The sequence below is a fragment of the Bacillus sp. SW14 genome, from assembly GCF_047608225.1.
Taxonomy (GTDB): Bacteria; Bacillota; Bacilli; order Bacillales; family Bacillaceae; genus Bacillus; species Bacillus subtilis_G.
In genome coordinates this window covers 2,463,320-2,483,730 of sequence record NZ_JBLKRW010000001.1, presented here as the reverse complement: position 1 = coordinate 2,483,730, position 20,411 = coordinate 2,463,320, and the positions used below count along the sequence as shown (strand labels likewise).

Here is a 20,411-nt window from a genome sequence, read left to right as displayed (position 1 = left end):
GTCCGAGTATGAAATTGGAGGGGCTTTATGTTTAACTTACCAAATAAAATCACACTAGCTAGAATCGCATTAATCCCAATCTTCATGGTGATCATGCTGGCGCCGTTTGACTGGGGCAGGCTCGAATTTGGAGACGAATCGATCCCAGTCGCACACTTGGCGGGCGCTATTCTATTTATTGTTGCAGCCACAACAGACTGGGTGGACGGGTATTATGCCCGAAAGCTGAATCTCGTGACAAACTTCGGGAAATTTCTTGATCCGCTTGCGGACAAACTGCTTGTATCCGCAGCGTTAATTATCCTTGTTCAATTTGATCTTGCTCCAGCTTGGATGGTCATTGTGATTATCAGCCGGGAGTTTGCCGTGACAGGTTTAAGGCTTGTCTTAGCCGGAACTGGAGAAGTCGTAGCTGCTAATATGCTTGGTAAAATTAAAACCTGGGCACAAATCATTGCGGTTTCCGCATTGCTTCTTCATAATCTTCCGTTTGAACTTGTGTCATTCCCGTTTGCTGACTTGGCGCTGTGGGTAGCCGTCTTCTTTACTGTCGTTTCAGGCTGGGAATACTTCTCCAAAAATTGGGAAGCGCTGAAAACATCTAATTAAGAAAGAAGGACTTACGTCATGGAATTTCCAAAAAAAGCAGAAATTATTGCAGTCGGTTCTGAGCTGCTGCTTGGCCAAATCGCCAATACAAATGCTCAATTTATCAGCAAACAGCTCGCTGAAATCGGAGTGAACGTATTTTATCATACAGCAGTCGGAGATAATCCGGAGCGGCTGAAGCAGGTCATCCGTACTGCTGAAGAACGATCTGACTTCATTGTTTTTTCAGGAGGTCTCGGACCGACAAAAGATGATCTGACGAAAGAAACGATTGCAAATGTGCTGGGCCGTCCGCTCGTATTAAATGATGAAGCGTTCCAATCCATTGAGGATTATTTCAAACGGACAAAACGAACGATGTCACCTAATAACCGAAAACAGGCGCTTGTGATCGAAGGATCTGACGTACTGGCGAATCACTTCGGAATGGCGCCGGGAATGCTCACAGAGCACGATTCGCGCTTTTATATGCTTCTTCCTGGGCCGCCAAGCGAATTGCGTCCCATGTTTGAAAACGAGGCAAAGCCTCTTCTGCTGAAAAAGATGGGCTCAAATGAAAAAATTGTGTCAACCGTTCTTCGCTTTTTCGGTATCGGGGAATCTCAGCTTGAAGCCGACTTGGAAGATATTATTGATGCGCAAACGAACCCGACAATCGCTCCTTTGGCGGCTGACGGAGAGGTAACGCTGCGTCTGACAGCCAAACATGCTGACGAAAAGGAAACGGGGCGTCTGTTAAAAGAAACAGAGGCTGTTATCTTAGAACGTGTCGGGGAATTTTTCTATGGCTACGATGATACTTCCCTTGTAAAAGAGCTTTCTAAAGCATGTAAGGAAAAAGGCATTACGATTGCCGCCGCAGAAAGCTTTACCGGCGGGCTGTTTTCTGAATGGCTGACGGATCTTAGCGGTGCTTCAACACTATTTACCGGCGGCGTTGTTTGCTATTCAAACGACGTGAAGCAGCATGTGCTTGGCGTCAAGAAGGATACTTTAGACCGTTTTGGGGCGGTCAGCAAGGAGTGCGCATCAGAGCTGGCAAAGGGTGTTCAAAAGCTCACTGGCAGCGATATCGGCATCAGCTTTACCGGTGTAGCAGGTCCTGATACGCAAGAAGGGCATGAGCCTGGACATGTGTTTATCGGCATTTCAGCAAATGGAAAAGAAGAGGTTCATGAGTTTCACTTTGCGGGTTCCAGAACGGGAATCAGAAAACGCGGCGCCAAATACGGCTGCCATTTAATCTTGAAGCTTTTAGAACAAAAATAATATTTTCAGCACATTATCCTCCTAAGAAAACAGGATTTCTCTGATCCATTATGGTATTTTGATAGAAATCACGCCAAGAAAAAATCCGAATATGCGTTCGCTTTTTTCTTGGCAAATCCCTTCAAACAGGGTATAGTATATGTAGTGGTAACATAAAGGAGGAAAAAATAGAATGAGTGATCGTCAGGCAGCCTTAGATATGGCTCTTAAACAAATAGAAAAACAGTTCGGCAAAGGTTCCATTATGAAACTGGGAGAAAAGACAGATACAAGAATTTCTACTGTCCCAAGCGGCTCCCTCACTCTTGATACGGCACTAGGAATTGGCGGATATCCGCGCGGACGGATTATTGAAGTATACGGTCCTGAAAGCTCGGGTAAAACAACTGTGGCGCTTCATGCGATTGCTGAGGTTCAGCAGCAGGGCGGACAAGCCGCGTTTATCGATGCAGAGCATGCGTTAGACCCGGTATACGCGCAAAAGCTCGGTGTCAACATCGAAGAGCTTTTACTGTCTCAGCCTGACACAGGCGAGCAGGCGCTTGAAATTGCGGAAGCGTTGGTTCGAAGCGGTGCAGTTGACATTGTTGTTGTCGACTCTGTGGCGGCTCTCGTTCCGAAAGCGGAAATTGAAGGCGACATGGGAGATTCGCATGTTGGTTTACAAGCACGCTTAATGTCTCAAGCGCTTCGTAAGCTTTCAGGAGCCATTAACAAATCGAAGACAATCGCGATTTTCATTAACCAAATTCGTGAAAAAGTCGGTGTTATGTTCGGGAACCCGGAAACAACTCCTGGCGGCCGTGCGCTGAAATTCTACTCTTCCGTACGTCTAGAAGTGCGCCGTGCTGAACAGCTGAAACAAGGCAACGACGTAATGGGGAACAAAACGAAAATCAAAGTCGTGAAAAACAAGGTGGCACCGCCGTTCCGTACAGCCGAAGTTGATATTATGTACGGAGAAGGCATTTCAAAAGAAGGTGAAATCATTGATCTTGGAACTGAACTTGATATCGTGCAAAAAAGCGGTTCATGGTACTCTTATGAAGAAGAGCGTCTTGGACAAGGCCGTGAAAATGCAAAACAATTCTTGAAAGAAAATAAAGATATCATGCTAATGATCCAGGAGCAAATTCGCGAACATTACGGCTTGGATAATCACGGAGCAGTGCAGCAAGCTGAAGAGGCACAAGAAGAATTAGAATTTAAAGAATAAAAATAAAATCAGTTTGAAATGATACTAAAGGCTGGGTGAAAAACTCAGCCTTTTTATTTTTGCAAAAAATGATAAAAATATTGCTTTTTTTGACAACTTTTTCAGTGCCTCATTCGTCTAACAAAACGTGTGCAAAATGGATTTATTTATTTTTGGGAGGAAAAAATAAATGACAAGCCCAACCAGCAGAAGAACTGCGAAACGCAGACGGAAAAAACTAAATAAAAGAGGCAAACTTTTGCTTGGTTTTTTAGCGGCGGTGATTTGCTTTTCGATTTGGAATGCGCTTCATCGAGATAGTGAAGAGAACGAGCCATCTCAAGAAACTGCAGCAGTTTCAGATACCGGTCAGAAAAAAGAGGCTAAAAAGAAAACCGCCAAAAAAACAGAGGAACAAATCAAAACAGTGGACCGTAATCAAAAAATCAGCAATTATTTAAATGAGATCGGTTTCAGCGGAACAGCCATGATTGTCAGAAATGGAGAAATCGTAACTCATAAAGGTTTTGGTTATGCAGACCGTAAACATCACATTCACAATAATCCTTTGACATCTTTTTATGTCGGTTCGTCACAAAAAGCGCTGATTGCAACCGCTATTTTGCAGCTTGAGGAAAAGGGGAAACTTCAGACAAGTGATCCGGTAAGCACGTATTTACCTCAATTCCCTAACGGACAAACGATTACTTTGAAGAATCTGCTCACACATACATCGGGAATAAACGGACATATTGAGGGTAACGGGGCAATCACTCCGGACGATTTAATAAAAGACATAGAACGTCAGGGAATCAAACGTCAGCCGGGCGTATGGGACTATCAGGATTCCAACTATTCCGTTCTCGCTTATATTGTTGCTGAAGCAAGCGGTGAGTCCTATGAACAATACATAACGAATCATATTTTTAAACCAGCGGGGATGACGCATGCGGGCTTTTACAAAACATATCATAAAGAACCTTATCCGGCTGTCGGTTATAAGCTGAAGGCCAGAAGATCAATTACACCGTATATACCCGATTTATCCCAGCTGTATGGAGCCGGTGATATCTATATGAGCGCTGGAGATATGTACAAATTTGACCAAGCGCTGATAGACGGCAAACTGTATTCGCAAAAAAGCTATGAAAAGATGTTTACGCCGGGGAGCAGCTCCACATACGGTATGGGATTTTATATTGCTCCCGGGAGCTATTCAAACCATGGTGTCATGCCGGGCTTCAACATCTTGAACAGTTTTAGCAAATCTGGGCAAACCATTGTTATTTTGTTGTCGAACATTCAAAATAACGCTAAACTGGGCCAAGTGAACAATAAAATATACCAGCTTCTGAATCAAGAATGATTCATGATCTTTTTTGGGGAAGGATTGCACGCAGCACCAAAAAGGCAACTGGTCTGTAAACGTTAAGATGGCAAGCTTGACAAGTATTTCCGACACATTTACAATGAAGTTGTAACATTTGTTTTTTTAACATGATTGTTAAACCATTTAAACTTGACAAGGGCGATGAAAATACTCATTCCCTGTGAAGGTTCTGTATGTTGAGAAAACTAGACAATGTACATGCCGACACTTATTTAAGCAACAACCAAGTTCATAGCAAGAGGAGGTGAAAGTATGACCCCAATTATGATGGTTCTCATCTCCATTTTGCTGATTCTACTCGGTTTAGTTGTTGGCTACTTTGTTCGTAAAACCATTGCCGAAGCGAAAATTGCGGGCGCACGCGGTGCAGCCGAGCAAATTCTTGAAGATGCAAAGCGTGATGCTGAAGCACTGAAAAAAGAAGCTCTGCTTGAAGCAAAGGATGAAATCCACAAACTTCGAATAGATGCTGAACAGGAAGTTCGTGAAAGACGAAATGAGCTTCAAAAACAAGAAAACCGTTTACTCCAAAAGGAGGAAAACCTTGATCGCAAACATGAGGGAATTGATAAACGGGAAGCGATGTTGGAGAAGAAAGATCATTCTCTGAATGAACGACAACAACATATTGAAGAGATGGAAAGCAAAGTGGATGAGATGATTCGTATGCAGCAGTCAGAGTTGGAACGAATTTCGAGTCTGACTCGTGATGAGGCAAAACAAATCATCCTTGAACGGGTTGAAAACGAGCTTTCACATGACATCGCCATCATGACAAAAGAAACTGAAAACCGCGCGAAAGAAGAGGCGGATAAGAAAGCGAAAAACATTCTTTCACTCGCCTTACAGCGCTGCGCAGCGGACCACGTTGCTGAAACAACGGTATCAGTTGTTAATCTTCCAAATGATGAGATGAAAGGACGTATCATCGGACGGGAAGGGCGTAACATTCGTACGCTTGAAACGCTGACAGGAATTGACCTGATTATTGATGATACACCTGAAGCTGTCATTCTTTCCGGATTTGATCCGATCAGACGTGAGACAGCAAGGATTGCTCTTGATAAACTCGTTCAGGATGGCCGTATTCATCCGGCACGGATTGAAGAAATGGTAGAAAAATCTCGCCGCGAGGTCGATGACTATATTCGTGAGATGGGTGAGCAAACGACATTTGAGGTTGGTGTTCATGGCCTCCACCCAGATCTCATCAAGATTCTCGGCCGCTTAAAGTTCCGTACAAGCTATGGTCAAAATGTGCTTAAGCATTCCATGGAAGTCGCATTCTTGGCCGGTCTAATGGCATCGGAGCTTGGAGAAGACGCAAAGCTTGCTAAACGTGCAGGCCTACTTCACGACATCGGAAAAGCAATTGACCATGAAGTAGAAGGAAGCCACGTTGAAATCGGAGTTGAGCTTGCGACTAAATATAAAGAGCACCCAGTCGTGATTAACAGTATTGCATCACACCACGGGGATGAAGAGCCGACTTCCATTATCGCTGTGCTGGTAGCGGCAGCAGATGCGCTTTCCGCTGCAAGACCAGGCGCAAGAAGTGAGACGCTCGAGAATTATATTCGAAGACTTGAAAAGCTCGAAGAAATTTCTGAGTCCTACGAAGGTGTTGAAAAATCATTTGCTATTCAGGCTGGACGCGAAGTGCGTATTATGGTGAAGCCGGATTCAATTAATGATCTTGAAGCTCATCGACTGGCGCGAGATATCCGTAAGCGAATTGAGGACGAGCTCGATTATCCAGGTCATATTAAAGTGACAGTAATCAGAGAAACCCGAGCCGTTGAGTATGCAAAATAAAGTGATGCGCTAAGCATCACTTTATTTTTTTGATGGCCAAAGAATTTGAAGAATAGGAAGGATTTTTACAAAATGAGAATTTTATTTATCGGAGATGTTGTCGGTTCACCGGGCCGTGACATGGTCAAAGAATATGTACCAAAGCTGAAATCAAAATATAAGCCTCACTTTACTATTATTAATGGTGAAAATGCCGCACATGGAAAAGGCCTGACGGAAAAAAATTATCACAGCTTAATCCAGGCTGGCGCCGATGCAATCACTATGGGGAACCACACATGGGATAAAAAAGAAATTTTCGATTTTATAGATGACGTTCCGAATTTGGTTCGCCCTGCAAACTTTCCAGAAGGAACACCGGGAAAAGGGATCACATATGTGAAAGCAAACGGCAAAGAGCTTGCCGTCATTAATTTACAAGGACGCACGTTTTTACCGCCGCTTGATGATCCGTTTTTAAAAGCGGATGAGTTGATTGCCGAAGCTGCGAAAAGAACACCGTACATTTTTATCGACTTCCATGCCGAAGCGACAAGTGAAAAGCTCGCACTTGGCTGGTATACAGACGGCCGGGCATCAGCTGTCGTCGGAACTCATACACATGTGCAAACAGCGGATAACCGCATTTTTCCAAAGGGTACGGCATATATTACTGATGTAGGAATGACTGGCCCATATGACGGTATACTGGGGATGGACAGAGAGACGATTATTAAGCGATTCAAAACGAACCTTCCAGTCCGTTTTACTGTCGCTGAAGGAAAAACAACGCTGAGCGGAGTTGTCATTGACATCGACGACCAAACGAAAAAGGCTGTCAAAATTGACCGGATCTTGATCAATGATGATCACATGTTCTTTGAATAATTGAACATATGGTTATTTTATAAAAATATTAAAAAGAAAAGCAGGAATATAGCAACTCCTTAGTGAATATAGTAAAAATGGAAGGTAGCCCGCTATTTTTGAAAAGCATTGTGGGGATGGCTTTTGGGATAGCAACATCTAATAATGATTGTTCTAATGAACACTCACTTATCCATTGTAAAACTAAGGGGGAGCAGAAATGGAAATCTTAAAAGTTTCAGCAAAATCGAGTCCAAATTCAGTGGCAGGTGCGCTTGCGGGTGTGTTAAGAGAGCGAGGAGCCGCCGAGATTCAAGCGATTGGAGCGGGTGCATTAAACCAGGCTGTAAAAGCTGTCGCGATTGCCAGGGGATTTGTGGCGCCTAGCGGCGTTGATTTGATTTGTATTCCGGCTTTTACCGATATTCAGATCGACGGGGAAGAAAGAACGGCAATTAAATTAATCGTGGAGCCTCGCTAAAAACAAATAAAGCATTCTCAACCTGTTTGCATGATGCAAACAGGTTGTTTTTCATTTATTGTGATGTTTTCTTCCAATAGTATTTTCGTCATATAAATGAGTGATATACAAAAGTCAGCAATGACCTAGAACGTTTCAGAAAAAAATTCCGCCCATTTTTCAAGACGGATACTTTTGTCTTTCTCAAGAAGACAGTGATGTTTACGCTTATTCCATATCATGGTACAATCCAAATGTAACAAGAATTTTTCAAGGAGGATTGTACATGCAGAGTGGAAAGATGAAAGCTCTAATGAAAAAGGGCGGGATGTTCGGTGCTGTGCTGACTGAAGTTCCCATTCCTGAGATCGATAAACATGAAGTCCTCATAAAAGTGAAAGCTGCTTCAATATGCGGCACGGATGTGCACATTTATAATTGGGATCAATGGGCACGTCAGAGAATCAAAACACCCTATGTTTTCGGCCATGAGTTCAGCGGTATTGTTGAAGCTGTAGGAGAGAATGCCGGCAGTATAAAAGTGGGGGAGTATGTGTCTGCGGAAACGCACATTGTCTGCGGAGAATGTGTCCCTTGCGTAACCGGAAAATCTCATGTTTGTACCAATACTGCTATTATCGGGGTGGACACGGCAGGCTGTTTTGCGGAATATGTAAAAGTTCCTGCTGATAACGTTTGGAAAAACCCCGCCGATATGGATCCGGCGATTGCTTCCATTCAAGAGCCTTTAGGAAATGCGGTTCATACAGTGCTTGAGAGCCAGCCAGCAGGAGGAACAACTGCAGTCATTGGATGTGGACCGATTGGCCTTATGGCTGTTGCGGTTGCAAAAGCAGCAGGTGCTTCTCAAGTAATAGCGATTGATAAAAATGAGTATCGGTTGAAGCTTGCCAAACAAATGGGAGCTGCATGTACTGTTTCTATTGAAAAAGAAGACCCGCTCAAAATTGTAAGCGCTTTAACAAGTGGGGAAGGAGCGGATCTCGTTTGTGAGATGTCCGGCCATCCCGCAGCTATAGCGCAGGGTCTGGCGATGGCCGCAAATGGAGGAAGATTTCATATTCTCAGCTTGCCGGAACACCCAGTTACAATTGATTTGACGAATAAAGTGGTATTTAAAGGACTAACAATCCAAGGAATCACCGGAAGAAAAATGTTTTCGACTTGGCGGCAGGTGTCTCAATTGCTCAAATCAAATGTACTCGATCTTTCACCTGTTATTACCCATCAGTTTCCGTTAGAGGAGTTTGAGAAAGGATTCGAACTGATGAGAAGCGGCCAGTGCGGAAAAGTGATTTTAATTCCATAAAAGGGGGATAAACATGACGAAGGAATTTGAGTTTTTAAAAGCAGAGCTTGATAGAATGAAAGAAAATCATACGTGGCAAGAGATAAAACAGCTTGAATCAATGCAGGGCCCTTCTGTCACAGTAAATCATAAAAATGTTATTCAACTTTCTTCCAATAATTACCTCGGATTTACTTCACACCCAAGACTCATCAAAGCCGCACAGGAGGCCGTCCAGCAATTTGGAGCCGGCACCGGATCAGTAAGAACGATTGCCGGTACATTTACAATGCATCAAGAGCTCGAGAAAAAGCTGGCAGCCTTTAAAAAAACGGAGGAGGCACTTGTATTCCAATCAGGCTTTACAACAAACCAAGGCGTACTTTCAAGTATTCTTTCAAAAGATGATATTGTTATCTCAGATGAATTAAACCATGCCTCTATTATTGACGGTATCAGACTGACAAAGGCGGATAAAAAGGTGTATCAGCACGTTGATATGAGTGACTTAGAGAGGGTGCTGAGAAAGTCAATGAATTATCGGATGCGTCTGATTGTGACTGACGGTGTATTTTCTATGGACGGCAATATAGCCCCTTTGCCTGATATTGTAGAGCTAGCTGAGAAATATGACGCATTTGTGATGGTGGATGACGCCCATGCATCAGGAGTGCTTGGCGAAAACGGCAGGGGAACGGTGAATCACTTCGGTCTGGATGGCAGAGTCCATATTCAAGTCGGAACGCTAAGCAAGGCAATCGGAGTGCTCGGCGGCTACACTGCCGGTTCAAAGGTGCTGATCGATTATTTGCGCCATAAAGGCCGTCCGTTTTTATTCAGCACGTCCCATCCGCCGGCTGTCACTGCAGCCTGTATGGAAGCGATTGATGTCTTGCTGGAAGAGCCGGAGCATATGGAGCGCTTATGGGAGAATACGGCCTATTTTAAATCTATGCTTGTAAAGATGGGTCTGACTCTCACACAGAGTGAAACGCCGATTCTGCCTATTTTAATAGGTGATGAAGGTGTGGCAAAGCAATTTTCTGATCAGCTCCTTTCTCGCGGCGTTTTTGCCCAAAGCATCGTTTTCCCGACTGTTGCAAAGGGGAAAGCCAGAATTCGCACAATGATTACCGCTGAGCACACCAAAGAAGAACTGGATCAGGCGCTTGACGTCATCGAAAAGACGGCTAAGGAGCTCCAGCTATTGTAAGGGGAAGAGTATACTCTTCCTCTTTTGATTCCTTATTGATTATTATTCTCAATAAGTGTACAATGATAGGTTGCCAGTTGTGCAGAGCTTCAATAACCTTTATACTGAAGGGTGGAAGTTTGGTTTGAAAGGAGAAATCATGACATGAATGAAAAACAAAAATTAGAGAGCGGACAAGTTCATCCATCGGACAAAAAATCCGAGAAGGATTACAGCAAGTACTTTGAAGCTGTTTATATTCCGCCTTCCTTAAAAGATGCGAAAAAACGAGGCAAGGAAGCCGTTACCTATCATAATGACTTTAAAATTTCTGAACAATTTAAAGGATTAGGAGACGGAAGAAAGTTCTATATCCGTACGTACGGCTGCCAAATGAATGAACATGATACAGAGGTTATGGCAGGGATCTTTATGGCGCTCGGTTACGAAGCGACAAACTCTGTTGACGATGCCAATGTCATTTTGTTAAACACATGCGCCATCCGTGAAAATGCCGAGAACAAGGTGTTTGGTGAACTGGGGCACTTAAAAGCGCTGAAAAAGAACAATCCTGACCTTATTTTAGGTGTCTGCGGCTGTATGTCTCAAGAGGAATCAGTCGTGAACCGGATATTAAAAAAACATCCGTTTGTCGATATGATTTTCGGAACGCATAACATCCATCGCCTGCCGGAGCTTTTGTCAGAAGCATACCTTTCAAAAGAAATGGTCGTAGAAGTTTGGTCCAAGGAAGGGGACGTTATTGAAAACCTTCCGAAAGTCCGGAACGGAAAAATTAAGGGCTGGGTCAATATCATGTACGGCTGTGACAAATTCTGTACGTATTGCATTGTGCCTTACACACGCGGAAAAGAAAGAAGCCGCCGCCCTGAAGAGATTGTTCAGGAAGTGAGAAGGCTCGCAAGCGAAGGCTACAAAGAAATTACATTATTAGGCCAAAACGTAAACGCGTACGGAAAAGACTTTGAAGATATCATGTACGGCCTCGGTGATTTGATGGACGAATTGAGAAAAATCGATATCCCGAGAATCCGTTTTACAACGAGTCATCCGCGTGACTTTGACGACCGTCTCATTGACGTGTTGGCAAAAGGCGGCAACCTGCTCGACCACATTCATCTTCCGGTTCAATCAGGAAGCTCAGAGGTTCTGAAGCTGATGGCCCGAAAATATGACAGAGAGCGATACATGGAGCTCGTTAGAAAAATCAAAGAGGCAATGCCAAACGCTTCTTTAACAACGGACATTATCGTCGGATTCCCGAACGAAACGGACGAACAGTTTGAAGAAACGCTTTCTCTATACCGCGAAGTGGAATTTGACAGCGCCTATACGTTTATTTACTCTCCGCGTGAGGGCACTCCGGCTGCTAAAATGAAAGACAATGTACCGATGCGCGTGAAAAAAGAACGTCTTCAGCGCCTGAACGCACTGGTGAATGAAATTTCTGCTAAAAAAATGAAGGAATATGAAGGCAAGGTTGTCGAAGTATTAGTTGAGGGTGAAAGCAAAAATAACCCTGATATTCTTGCCGGCTACACTGAAAAAAGCAAGCTTGTCAATTTCAAAGGGCCGAAGGAAGCCATCGGCAAAATTGTCCGCGTCAAAATCCAGCAAGCGAAAACATGGTCGCTTGACGGAGAAATGGTAGGAGAAGCAATCGAGGTGAAATAAGATGACGCTCTACTCAAAAAAAGACATCGTGCAACAGGCACGAAACCTTGCAAAAATGATCTCTGAAACTGAAGAGGTTGATTTTTTCAAACGGGCTGAAGCGCAAATTAATGAGAATGACAAAGTGTCTGCAATCGTTAATCAGATTAAAGCCCTGCAAAAACAGGCTGTCAATCTGAAGCATTATGAAAAGCATGAAGCGCTCAAACAAGCAGAAGCAAAAATTGACGCGCTGCAAGAAGAGCTTGAACAGATCCCTGTCATCCAGGAATTCAGGGACTCGCAGACGGAGGTAAATGACCTTCTGCAGCTCGTTGCACACACTATTTCCAATCAAGTCACAAATGAAATCATCACGTCAACCGGAGGCAACCTGCTGAAAGGGGAAACCGGTTCGAAGGTGAAACATTCAAATAACAGCTGTTCTTTCTAAACACGGTGCCTTTACAGGCCCGTGTTTTTTATATTCAAGCGAAAAAATGAACTAAATAATCTATGTACCAAATGTTCAATTTGTTTTTCTGTGCTCAGCCGCGATGAACTTTATCGCACTTAAAAGTAAAGTTTCTAGGCACGCCTGCATACAATGGAACAGAAACTTTGTATTTTTATATTTTATTTATAAAAATGCACACTAGACAAATGCCCAGCATAAGATAACACGAAGAAGAACAAGGAGGCATGCCGGAATGTCTGAATACAGGGAAATTATTACGAAGGCGGTAGTAGCGAAAGGCAGAAAATTCACCCAATGCACCAATACCATCTCCCCTGAGAAAAAACCGAGCAGCATTTTGGGCGGTTGGATCATTAACCACAAGTATGACGCTGAAAAAATCGGGAAAACAGTAGAAATTGAAGGGTATTATGATATAAACGTATGGTACTCTTACGCGGACAACACAAAAACAGAGGTTGTCACAGAACGGGTAAAATACGTAGATGTCATTAAACTCAGATACAGAGACAACAATTACTTAGATGATGAGCATGAAGTGATTGCCAAAGTCCTTCAGCAGCCAAATTGCCTTGAAGTGACCATTTCACCGAATGGAAATAAAATTGTTGTGCAGGCAGAAAGGGAATTCTTAGCGGAAGTGGTAGGGGAAACAAAGGTTGTTATTGAGGTTAATCCTGACTGGGAAGAAGATGACGAAGAAGATTGGGAAGATGAGCTTGATGAAGAGCTCGAAGACATCAATCCTGAATTTTTAGTGGGAGATCCTGAAGAATAAAAAAGAGACTAGGGGAGACGGTACCCCAAGTCTCTTTTTTATATTGATATATCATTCTTTTATCACTTTTTGTTTATGTTATAATGAAGTCTGGAAAATAGAAACGTTGATACATAGTGAGGGATTAAACGATGGCCGGTTATACGCCTATGATACAGCAATATTTAAAAATAAAGGCAGAGCATCAGGATGCCTTTTTATTTTTTCGCCTTGGTGATTTTTATGAAATGTTTTTTGAGGACGCCAAAAAAGCGTCACAAGAGCTGGAAATTACATTAACGAGCAGAGACGGCGGTGCGGCTGAAAAAATACCGATGTGCGGTGTGCCGTATCATTCCGCTTCTGCGTATATCGAGCAGCTGATTAAAAAAGGGTACAAAGTGGCTATCTGTGAACAGACGGAAGACCCGAAAGCCGCAAAGGGTGTTGTAAGAAGAGAAGTGGTACAGCTGATTACGCCCGGAACTGTAATGGACGGCAAAGGCATCCATGAATCAGAAAACAACTTTATCGCATCTGTTTCTGACTGCTCGAACGGATACGGGTTGGCACTGTCTGATTTAACAACGGGAGAAAATTTGGCTGTCTTGATTGAGCGGATCGAAGATGTCATATCAGAAATTTATTCAGTCGGCGCACGGGAAATCGTCGTTTCAGGAAGCATGGATGCCGATACAGTCGCACAGCTGAAAGAGCGGTGCGGTGCAACGATCTCAATTGAAGATGGAGAAACAGACGAACACGTAACGATCATTGAGCACTTAAATAATGAAGATGTCACAAAAACATTTTTGCGTTTATACACGTATCTGAAAAGAACCCAAAAGCGCAGTCTCGATCATCTTCAGTCCGTACAGGTGTATGAGTTAGAGGAAGCAATGAAAATTGATTTGTATTCAAAGCGCAATCTGGAGCTGACTGAAACGATCCGTTCAAAAAATAAAAAAGGCTCTCTTTTGTGGCTGCTGGATGAAACAAAAACGGCAATGGGAGGCAGGCTGCTGAAACAGTGGATTGACCGGCCGCTTATCAGAGTCAATCAAATTGAAGAGCGCCAGGAAATAGTGGAAACATTGATGTCCCATTTCTTCGAACGGGAAGACCTGCGTGAACGTTTAAAAGAAGTATATGACTTAGAGCGCCTTGCAGGCCGCGTCGCCTTCGGAAATGTCAATGCCCGGGATTTAATTCAGCTGAAGGAATCGTTAAAGCAAGTGCCTGGCATCAAACAGCTGGTTGCTTCACTGGCTCATGACAAAGCCAAGAAACGCGCGGAGCGGATTGATCCTTGCGGGGATGTACTTGAATTGCTGGAAGAAGCGCTGTACGCAAACCCTCCTTTATCGTTAAAAGAAGGGAACCTGATTAAAGACGGATACAATCAAAAGCTTGATGAATACCGTGATGCAAGCAGAAACGGGAAAGACTGGATTGCCCGCCTGGAACAGCAGGAGCGGGAATACACGGGCATTCGCTCTTTAAAGGTCGGCTTCAATAAAGTTTTCGGTTATTACATTGAAGTGACAAGAGCGAATTTGCACTTGCTTGAGGAAGGGCGCTATGAGCGGAAGCAGACGTTAACGAATGCAGAACGCTACATTACACCTGAATTAAAAGAAAAAGAAGCGCTCATTTTAGAAGCGGAAAATAACATCTGTGAGCTGGAGTACGAGCTGTTCACCGAGCTGCGTGAAAAAGTGAAACTGTATATTCCGCGGCTGCAGCAGCTTGCCAAGCAGATGAGCGAGCTTGACGCACTGCAATGCTTTGCGACAATCAGTGAAAATCGTCACTATACGAAACCGGAATTCTCTGAAGATGAAGTCGAAGTGGTAGAAGGCAGACACCCGGTTGTGGAAAAAGTCATGGACAGCCAGGAATATGTCCCGAACAATTGTATGATGGGCGATAACAGACAAATGCTTCTCATTACCGGTCCAAACATGTCAGGGAAGAGCACGTATATGAGACAAATCGCGCTCATTTCCATCATGGCGCAAATCGGCTGCTTTGTCCCCGCGAAGAAAGCGGTGCTTCCGATTTTTGATCAGATTTTCACGCGAATCGGCGCTGCAGATGATTTGATTTCCGGACAAAGTACTTTTATGGTGGAAATGCTAGAAGCTAAAAATGCGATTGTCAATGCGACGAAAAACAGCCTTATTCTGTTTGACGAAATCGGGCGGGGAACGTCCACTTATGACGGGATGGCGCTGGCACAAGCGATTATCGAATATGTTCACGATCATATCGGCGCCAAGACGCTATTCAGTACACACTATCACGAGCTGACCGTTCTTGAGGACAAGCTGCCGCAGCTGAAAAACGTTCATGTTCGCGCTGAAGAATATAACGGAACGGTTGTCTTTCTTCATCAAATAAAAGAAGGAGCAGCCGACAAAAGCTACGGTATCCATGTAGCCCAGCTTGCCGAGCTGCCGGAAGATCTCATTGCGCGAGCTCAAGATATTTTAAAGGATCTTGAGCATTCAGGGAACAAACCGGAAGTGCCGATGCAGAAATCTGTGGTGAAAGAAGAGCCGGCACAGTTGTCCTTTTTTGACGAAGCGAAAAAGCCGGCTGAAGCACCGAAGCTTTCAAAAAAAGAAAAGCAAGTGCTCGATTCCTTCAAATCACTTAATATACTGGATATGACACCTCTTGAAGCGATGAATGAAATGTACAAGTTGCAAAAGAAATTACATTAAAACGGGGTGATGAATGTGGCTAAAGTCATCCAGCTGTCAGATGAGCTTTCAAATAAAATAGCGGCGGGCGAGGTTGTGGAGAGGCCCGCCTCAGTCGTCAAAGAATTGGTGGAAAATGCGATCGACGCTGACAGCACAGTCATTGAAATCGATATTGAGGAAGCAGGTCTTGCATCCATTCGGGTATTGGATAACGGCGAAGGAATGGAAAATGAAGATTGCAAGCGTGCTTTCAGCCGCCATGCAACGAGCAAAATAAAAGATGAAAATGATTTATTCAGGGTTAGAACGCTTGGTTTTAGGGGAGAAGCACTGCCGAGTATCGCGTCAGTCTCTCATCTGGAGATGACGACAAGCACCGGTGAAGGAGCAGGGACGAAGCTCGTACTTCAAGGAGGAAATATGATTTCCGAATCGCGTTCCTCAAGCAGGAAGGGAACTGAAATTGTCGTATCCAATCTGTTTTTTAACACACCGGCCCGCTTGAAATATATGAAAACTGTTCATACAGAGCTTGGGAACATTACAGATGTGGTCAACCGTATAGCGCTTGCACACCCAGAGGTATCGATCCGCCTGCGCCATCATGGGAAAAACCTGCTTCAAACGAACGGAAACGGAGATGTGCGCCATGTCCTGGCAGCGATTTACGGTACGGCTGTCGCCAAAAAAATGCTTCCGCTGCACGTGAGCTCATTGGATTTTGAAGTCAAGGGATATATCGCCCTCCCAGAGATTACACGGGCGTCGAGAAACTATATGTCGTCTGTCATCAATGGCCGTTATATTAAAAATTTCCCGCTCGTCAAAGCGGTGCATGAAGGATATCATACGCTTCTGCCAATCGGGCGTCATCCAATTACCTTTATAGAAATTACGATGGACCCGATTTTAGTCGATGTCAACGTGCATCCATCGAAGCTTGAGGTTCGTCTCAGCAAGGAAACAGAGCTTCATGACTTAATTCGTGACGGAATTAAAGACGTATTTAAACAGGAGCAGCTGATTCCGAGTGCCCAGCTCCCGAAAAAATCGGCACCTGTTATCAAAAATGAGCAGCAGTTCATCACCTTTGATGAAAAGCCTGCGGAAAGAAAAGTTCCGGAAAAAGCGCCTGCGCCGTCTTATTCACCAATGAAGCTCAGTTCAGTCGTGAAAGACCCGGTTGATGCGGAGGAAGAATTGCCTTCTGTTCAATTTGATGATCCTCCTATCGTTGAACAGGAACAAAGCATTGAGGCGCCTAATGTTTCAGAAGGGCAGCCTGAAGCATTTGAGCAGGAACATCATCATGAAGAGAAGCCGCAGCGAGCGTCTGAGCGGGTTCCGATTATGTACCCGATCGGCCAGATGCATGGGACTTATATATTGGCACAAAACGAGAACGGCCTGTATATTATCGACCAGCACGCCGCCCAAGAGCGTATTAAGTACGAATATTTCCGTGATAAGGTGGGGGAGGTTGAGCCTGAGGTGCAGGATATGATCGTGCCGTTGACGTTCCACTATGCCACGAACGAGGCGCTGATTATTGAACAGCACAAACAAGAGCTCGAAAGCGTAGGTGTCTTTTTAGAGTCATTCGGCTCAAACAGCTACATCGTCCGCTGTCACCCGGCCTGGTTTCCAAAAGGTGAAGAAGCCGAGCTGATAGAAGAAATCATTCAGCAGGTGCTTGATTCCAAACAGATTGATATTAAAAAACTGCGCGAGGAAGCGGCGATTATGATGAGCTGCAAGGGCTCCATCAAAGCAAACCGCCACCTCAGAAATGACGAAATCAAAGTGCTTCTGGACGACCTCCGAAGCACATCAGACCCATTTACATGCCCGCACGGCCGTCCGATCATCATTCACCATTCCACTTATGAAATGGAAAAGATGTTCAAACGCGTGATGTAGCGGGGGTTGGCGAAGGAGAATATACCCTTTGCATATTTTGCCCATGCATTTTTTAAGCATTGAGACATTCTTTGAATGGATCAATGCTTTTTTATTGTGTTTTTTGGTGATATGAATATAAACATCTGCAGTCATATTGACTGAGTATGACCAAGGCGTTCACTTACATATTTAAGATCTGTATTACTTTCTAACAGCATGATTGCTTGAGTATGCCTTAGACCATGCGGAGTACTATGGTGTAAATCGGTTTTTTCTAGAACCGCGTCTATTACTTTATTAATGGCATAAGGCCAAAAATCTTTCCTTTTTGGGGTTGTAATAAAGAAAGGGAAGTCATTATATCTTTCCCCGTACATTTTTATTTTTTTCTTGCCAGTCTTTATGTTTTGTTAATTCGTTAACTAAAGTGTTATCAATAGCAATTGTTCTGACGCTTGCCTTAGTTTTAGTATGAGACGTCGGAACATTTAAAAGATAATGTGGAGGAAGTGCCTATAATTGTTTCTCAAGCCGATGATCTAAGAATGATAGGGAATGACGCAATTATAACAAAAACCAATAATTGCAGTTCTACCGGGGATAGGGGAGACAGCATGAAAAGCATAGAGTTATTCGAAGGAATAGGGGGACTTTTTTGAAAAAAGAGAGAGGGGAGTCCCCCTCATAATTGTTTACTCAACAGTAACGTAAACTGCACCTAATACAGAACCATCACTTTTAAAGAGAGTAATCTTAGCATTGCCCCTATGGTTAGCATAAATTATCCCTCTAGAACTTACAGATGCAACATACGAATTATCACTTGCAAAACTTGTGGCTAGCGGTTCTCTAATTTGATGTGGATCTCCCCCTAAATAGAGGGTAATAGAATAGTTTTGAATAGAAATTTTATCAGAGACAGAAACATGCTTGGCTTCTTGAATTTGTGTTGGAGAGCTATTTACTTCTTTAGCAGATGCTACGCCACCAACTGACAAAGCTAAAGCAGAAACCGATAAAGCAGAAACAACAGTTTTCTTAAAATTCATTTTTAAACACTCCTTTTTAAATTTTGTGTTGCAAAATAAGATTTCAACAAAAGTGATTATTTACCTTGTAAATAAATGTTAATTGTTTGTGAACGAATAATTATGATTTGAAAACTTCTAAACTTAATTGGATTATATTGGAAATGTAGTGAGTTTGTCCAAAAAAAGAGATAAGAGAAAAATCACATATCTCTGAAATAAATTTATAACCAACCTTGGTATTCGCCACTCTATTTGCCATCACTGTTCTGCTTGGCGTCTTTCAAATAGTATTTAATACCGCCAAATACTGTTACATTTAGAAGTTCTCCACCTGTATTAGCATTGATGTATATAGTTTTTAATACAGCCTGAGAAGTTGCAGTTTTATGACTTGTGCCATCTACAGTAGGACTTGCAGAAAAGCAGGAGCTGCGGAAACGAGTAAAGCAAGGGACAATGCGGAACCAGTTAACACTTTTTTCAATTCCATTTTAAACACTCCCTTTGGTTTTTAGTGCAACTGCATTACCGATATTAATAAAAAATACCAAGGTTATTTTTGTTAATATTTTGTGAACTTAATTTGAATATAGATATCAGCCCGAATGTCTGTTGCCCGAAATGAGGGTGCAACATGGGCGCTGAGGAGGAAATAGCATGATGGAAAAGGAGACTTTTCATTAATTATTTACACCACTGAAATATGGAATAAAATACAAGTGGTGAATTAACATGAGTTTCAAAGGCATAAAAACGTGTCGGATAAAAAATGAAAAAGAAAACTAAAATTATACTTTCCCTTTTAACAGCAATGATAATTATATTGATAGCAGTTCTCTCTCCTGTTGACTTTACAACTGCTTCTGAAAATGGAGCGATCAGACATGAAATTTTTAAACGAGGATAGCCCTACCGAAGCTTCTTTGCATTTCTCCAAAAACTTCTCTTCATACAAGTGCACGGCTTCCATCTTAAATTCTTTCGTATAGTGCTGAAAGTGCTGCCCTTTTCTCGCCATAAAAAATCCCCTCCAAGTATAGTGTAACAGCCACTTCTGCAAAGAGGGCTTTTAAAAAATTCTACTTAGAGGGGATAGTACTAAAGATAGGGCCTTTATTTTTGGTTCAAAACTTTATCAGATGGTTGGTACTTTAATTTTTTTATTAATTTATCATTCATTGATACTTCATTTCCGTCTACAACACCCGAAAAAGTTATTTTTTTGTTGGAAGGATCATAATGAAAAATGTAATAGTTGTCTTTATTATTTTCATTTTTTACATAAATTGTTTTAGTAAAACCTTTAGGTGCACTTAAAGAATGAAACATAGGGTATTCTTCAGACTCAATCTCTTTTGAGGAATACCGTAATCAGAAATATAATGATCAATTTGATCTTCGGCTGCTTTTCTGCTGTTAAAATGCACAAGTAAAGAAACTCCAGCAACAATAATAGCTAAAGCGATAAAAGAAAGTAAGATTTTTTTAACCATTTTATAAACTCCTATTTAATATTGATGTACTAACGAAAAAAGGTACTTAGTAGTGAACACCCCGTGTAAATTACATGAACGAAACAACAATACCATAATTTTGCTGATAAGCACTTTAAATTTTCTTTTATAAACTAAAAAGATAACAAAAGTAACTTTTTAAAGGTCATATAATAACCTGAACAAAATAATAAGCAGGCTTTTTAATGACGAAATGGGCAAGATCAGATAACCCATGTTTTTATAAAAAATCATGTTAATTCACTACCATTATCGTAAA

At 42.7% G+C, this 20,411-nt stretch carries 18 protein-coding genes and 2 pseudogenes; 15 read left to right on the top strand and 5 right to left on the bottom strand.

Features of this window, described 5'->3' with window-relative positions; all coding sequences use genetic code 11:
- Positions 1-27 precede the first annotated feature (27 nt).
- From pgsA to mutL, 14 genes are all read left to right on the top strand, one after another.
- Positions 28-609 (top strand): CDP-diacylglycerol--glycerol-3-phosphate 3-phosphatidyltransferase, encoded by a 582-nt coding sequence (pgsA, locus tag ACMX2I_RS12775; RefSeq protein WP_087991656.1) that lies wholly within the window; start codon positions 28-30, stop codon positions 607-609.
- An 18-nt stretch (positions 610-627) separates the two neighbouring features.
- Positions 628-1,878: a competence/damage-inducible protein A gene (locus tag ACMX2I_RS12770; RefSeq protein ID WP_414957138.1), complete on the top strand. Its 1,251-nt coding sequence runs from the start codon at positions 628-630 to the stop codon at positions 1,876-1,878.
- Positions 1,879-2,050: 172 nt separating this feature from the next.
- The gene (gene recA / locus ACMX2I_RS12765) at positions 2,051-3,094 is read left to right on the top strand and encodes a recombinase RecA (protein ID WP_087991658.1); all 1,044 of its coding nucleotides are present in this window, start codon (positions 2,051-2,053) and stop codon (positions 3,092-3,094) included.
- Positions 3,095-3,263: 169 nt separating this feature from the next.
- A complete protein-coding gene (locus ACMX2I_RS12760; protein ID WP_414957137.1) occupies positions 3,264-4,439 on the top strand; it encodes a serine hydrolase domain-containing protein in 1,176 nt (391 codons plus the stop codon).
- Positions 4,440-4,715: 276 nt separating this feature from the next.
- Positions 4,716-6,278 carry a ribonuclease Y gene (gene rny, locus ACMX2I_RS12755; protein ID WP_003221010.1) on the top strand — a complete coding sequence of 521 codons (1,563 nt, stop codon included), beginning with the start codon at positions 4,716-4,718 and terminating at the stop codon, positions 6,276-6,278.
- 72 nt (positions 6,279-6,350) lie between these two features.
- Positions 6,351-7,145: a 2',3'-cyclic-nucleotide 2'-phosphodiesterase gene (gene ymdB / locus ACMX2I_RS12750; RefSeq protein ID WP_148961786.1), complete on the top strand. Its 795-nt coding sequence runs from the start codon at positions 6,351-6,353 to the stop codon at positions 7,143-7,145.
- Positions 7,146-7,344: 199 nt separating this feature from the next.
- Complete coding sequence (gene spoVS, locus ACMX2I_RS12745) at positions 7,345-7,605, top strand: stage V sporulation protein SpoVS (RefSeq protein ID WP_003154135.1); 261 nt, start codon at positions 7,345-7,347, stop codon at positions 7,603-7,605.
- Positions 7,606-7,870: 265 nt separating this feature from the next.
- Positions 7,871-8,914, top strand: coding sequence for an L-threonine 3-dehydrogenase (tdh, locus tag ACMX2I_RS12740; protein ID WP_414957136.1), 1,044 nt, complete (start codon positions 7,871-7,873; stop codon positions 8,912-8,914).
- Positions 8,915-8,927: 13 nt separating this feature from the next.
- Positions 8,928-10,106 (top strand): glycine C-acetyltransferase, encoded by a 1,179-nt coding sequence (locus ACMX2I_RS12735; protein WP_414957135.1) that lies wholly within the window; start codon positions 8,928-8,930, stop codon positions 10,104-10,106.
- A 144-nt stretch (positions 10,107-10,250) separates the two neighbouring features.
- Positions 10,251-11,780: a tRNA (N6-isopentenyl adenosine(37)-C2)-methylthiotransferase MiaB gene (gene miaB / locus ACMX2I_RS12730; protein ID WP_414957134.1), complete on the top strand. Its 1,530-nt coding sequence runs from the start codon at positions 10,251-10,253 to the stop codon at positions 11,778-11,780.
- Position 11,781: 1 nt separating this feature from the next.
- A complete protein-coding gene (ricA, locus tag ACMX2I_RS12725) occupies positions 11,782-12,213 on the top strand; it encodes a regulatory iron-sulfur-containing complex subunit RicA (protein ID WP_148961783.1) in 432 nt (143 codons plus the stop codon).
- A gap of 256 nt (positions 12,214-12,469) precedes the next feature.
- Positions 12,470-13,015, top strand: a complete 546-nt coding sequence (gene cotE / locus ACMX2I_RS12720; protein ID WP_087991664.1) for an outer spore coat protein CotE — start codon at positions 12,470-12,472, stop codon at positions 13,013-13,015.
- Positions 13,016-13,146: 131 nt separating this feature from the next.
- The gene (gene mutS / locus ACMX2I_RS12715) at positions 13,147-15,723 is read left to right on the top strand and encodes a DNA mismatch repair protein MutS (protein WP_414957133.1); all 2,577 of its coding nucleotides are present in this window, start codon (positions 13,147-13,149) and stop codon (positions 15,721-15,723) included.
- A 15-nt stretch (positions 15,724-15,738) separates the two neighbouring features.
- A complete protein-coding gene (gene mutL, locus ACMX2I_RS12710) occupies positions 15,739-17,625 on the top strand; it encodes a DNA mismatch repair endonuclease MutL (protein WP_414957132.1) in 1,887 nt (628 codons plus the stop codon).
- Between the two features lie 131 nt (positions 17,626-17,756).
- On the opposite strand, the gene ACMX2I_RS12705 is transcribed toward mutL, so the two are convergent.
- The 3 genes and pseudogenes from ACMX2I_RS12705 to ACMX2I_RS12695 form a co-directional block, all read right to left on the bottom strand.
- Positions 17,757-17,984: a tyrosine-type recombinase/integrase gene (locus ACMX2I_RS12705; protein ID WP_414957131.1), complete on the bottom strand. Its 228-nt coding sequence runs from the start codon at positions 17,982-17,984 to the stop codon at positions 17,757-17,759.
- Between the two features lie 315 nt (positions 17,985-18,299).
- The gene (locus ACMX2I_RS12700) at positions 18,300-18,656 is read right to left on the bottom strand and encodes an Ig-like domain-containing protein (protein ID WP_333560405.1); all 357 of its coding nucleotides are present in this window, start codon (positions 18,654-18,656) and stop codon (positions 18,300-18,302) included.
- A 230-nt stretch (positions 18,657-18,886) separates the two neighbouring features.
- Positions 18,887-19,128 (bottom strand): annotated as a pseudogene (locus tag ACMX2I_RS12695) (LCI family antimicrobial peptide).
- 279 nt (positions 19,129-19,407) lie between these two features.
- Here ACMX2I_RS12695 and ACMX2I_RS12690 point away from each other — a divergent pair.
- Positions 19,408-19,542 (top strand): annotated as a pseudogene (locus tag ACMX2I_RS12690) (hypothetical protein); the annotation flags it as partial.
- A gap of 209 nt (positions 19,543-19,751) precedes the next feature.
- On the opposite strand, the gene ACMX2I_RS12685 reads toward ACMX2I_RS12690, so the two are convergent.
- Both ACMX2I_RS12685 and ACMX2I_RS12680 read right to left on the bottom strand, forming a co-directional pair.
- A complete protein-coding gene (locus tag ACMX2I_RS12685; protein ID WP_414957130.1) occupies positions 19,752-19,967 on the bottom strand; it encodes a hypothetical protein in 216 nt (71 codons plus the stop codon).
- On the bottom strand, positions 19,952-20,131 hold the full coding sequence (locus ACMX2I_RS12680) for a hypothetical protein (protein ID WP_414957129.1): 180 nt from the start codon (positions 20,129-20,131) through the stop codon (positions 19,952-19,954). Before ACMX2I_RS12680 ends, ACMX2I_RS12685 begins: the two co-directional genes overlap by 16 nt.
- Positions 20,132-20,411 lie beyond the last annotated feature (280 nt).

Bases quoted from the DNA above. Each gene is read 5' to 3' on its own strand.
- pgsA (WP_087991656.1), top strand. From the start codon at position 28: ATGTTTAACTTACCAAATAAAATCACACTAGCTAGAATCGCATTAATC.
- ACMX2I_RS12770 (WP_414957138.1), top strand. From the start codon at position 628: ATGGAATTTCCAAAAAAAGCAGAAATTATTGCAGTCGGTTCTGAGCTG.
- recA (WP_087991658.1), top strand. From the start codon at position 2,051: ATGAGTGATCGTCAGGCAGCCTTAGATATGGCTCTTAAACAAATAGAA.
- ACMX2I_RS12760 (WP_414957137.1), top strand. From the start codon at position 3,264: ATGACAAGCCCAACCAGCAGAAGAACTGCGAAACGCAGACGGAAAAAA.
- rny (WP_003221010.1), top strand. From the start codon at position 4,716: ATGACCCCAATTATGATGGTTCTCATCTCCATTTTGCTGATTCTACTC.
- ymdB (WP_148961786.1), top strand. From the start codon at position 6,351: ATGAGAATTTTATTTATCGGAGATGTTGTCGGTTCACCGGGCCGTGAC.
- spoVS (WP_003154135.1), top strand. From the start codon at position 7,345: ATGGAAATCTTAAAAGTTTCAGCAAAATCGAGTCCAAATTCAGTGGCA.
- tdh (WP_414957136.1), top strand. From the start codon at position 7,871: ATGCAGAGTGGAAAGATGAAAGCTCTAATGAAAAAGGGCGGGATGTTC.
- ACMX2I_RS12735 (WP_414957135.1), top strand. From the start codon at position 8,928: ATGACGAAGGAATTTGAGTTTTTAAAAGCAGAGCTTGATAGAATGAAA.
- miaB (WP_414957134.1), top strand. From the start codon at position 10,251: ATGAATGAAAAACAAAAATTAGAGAGCGGACAAGTTCATCCATCGGAC.
- ricA (WP_148961783.1), top strand. From the start codon at position 11,782: ATGACGCTCTACTCAAAAAAAGACATCGTGCAACAGGCACGAAACCTT.
- cotE (WP_087991664.1), top strand. From the start codon at position 12,470: ATGTCTGAATACAGGGAAATTATTACGAAGGCGGTAGTAGCGAAAGGC.
- mutS (WP_414957133.1), top strand. From the start codon at position 13,147: ATGGCCGGTTATACGCCTATGATACAGCAATATTTAAAAATAAAGGCA.
- ACMX2I_RS12705 (WP_414957131.1), bottom strand. From the start codon at position 17,984: ATGTACGGGGAAAGATATAATGACTTCCCTTTCTTTATTACAACCCCA.
- ACMX2I_RS12700 (WP_333560405.1), bottom strand. From the start codon at position 18,656: ATGAATTTTAAGAAAACTGTTGTTTCTGCTTTATCGGTTTCTGCTTTA.
- ACMX2I_RS12685 (WP_414957130.1), bottom strand. From the start codon at position 19,967: ATGTTTCATTCTTTAAGTGCACCTAAAGGTTTTACTAAAACAATTTAT.
- ACMX2I_RS12680 (WP_414957129.1), bottom strand. From the start codon at position 20,131: ATGGTTAAAAAAATCTTACTTTCTTTTATCGCTTTAGCTATTATTGTT.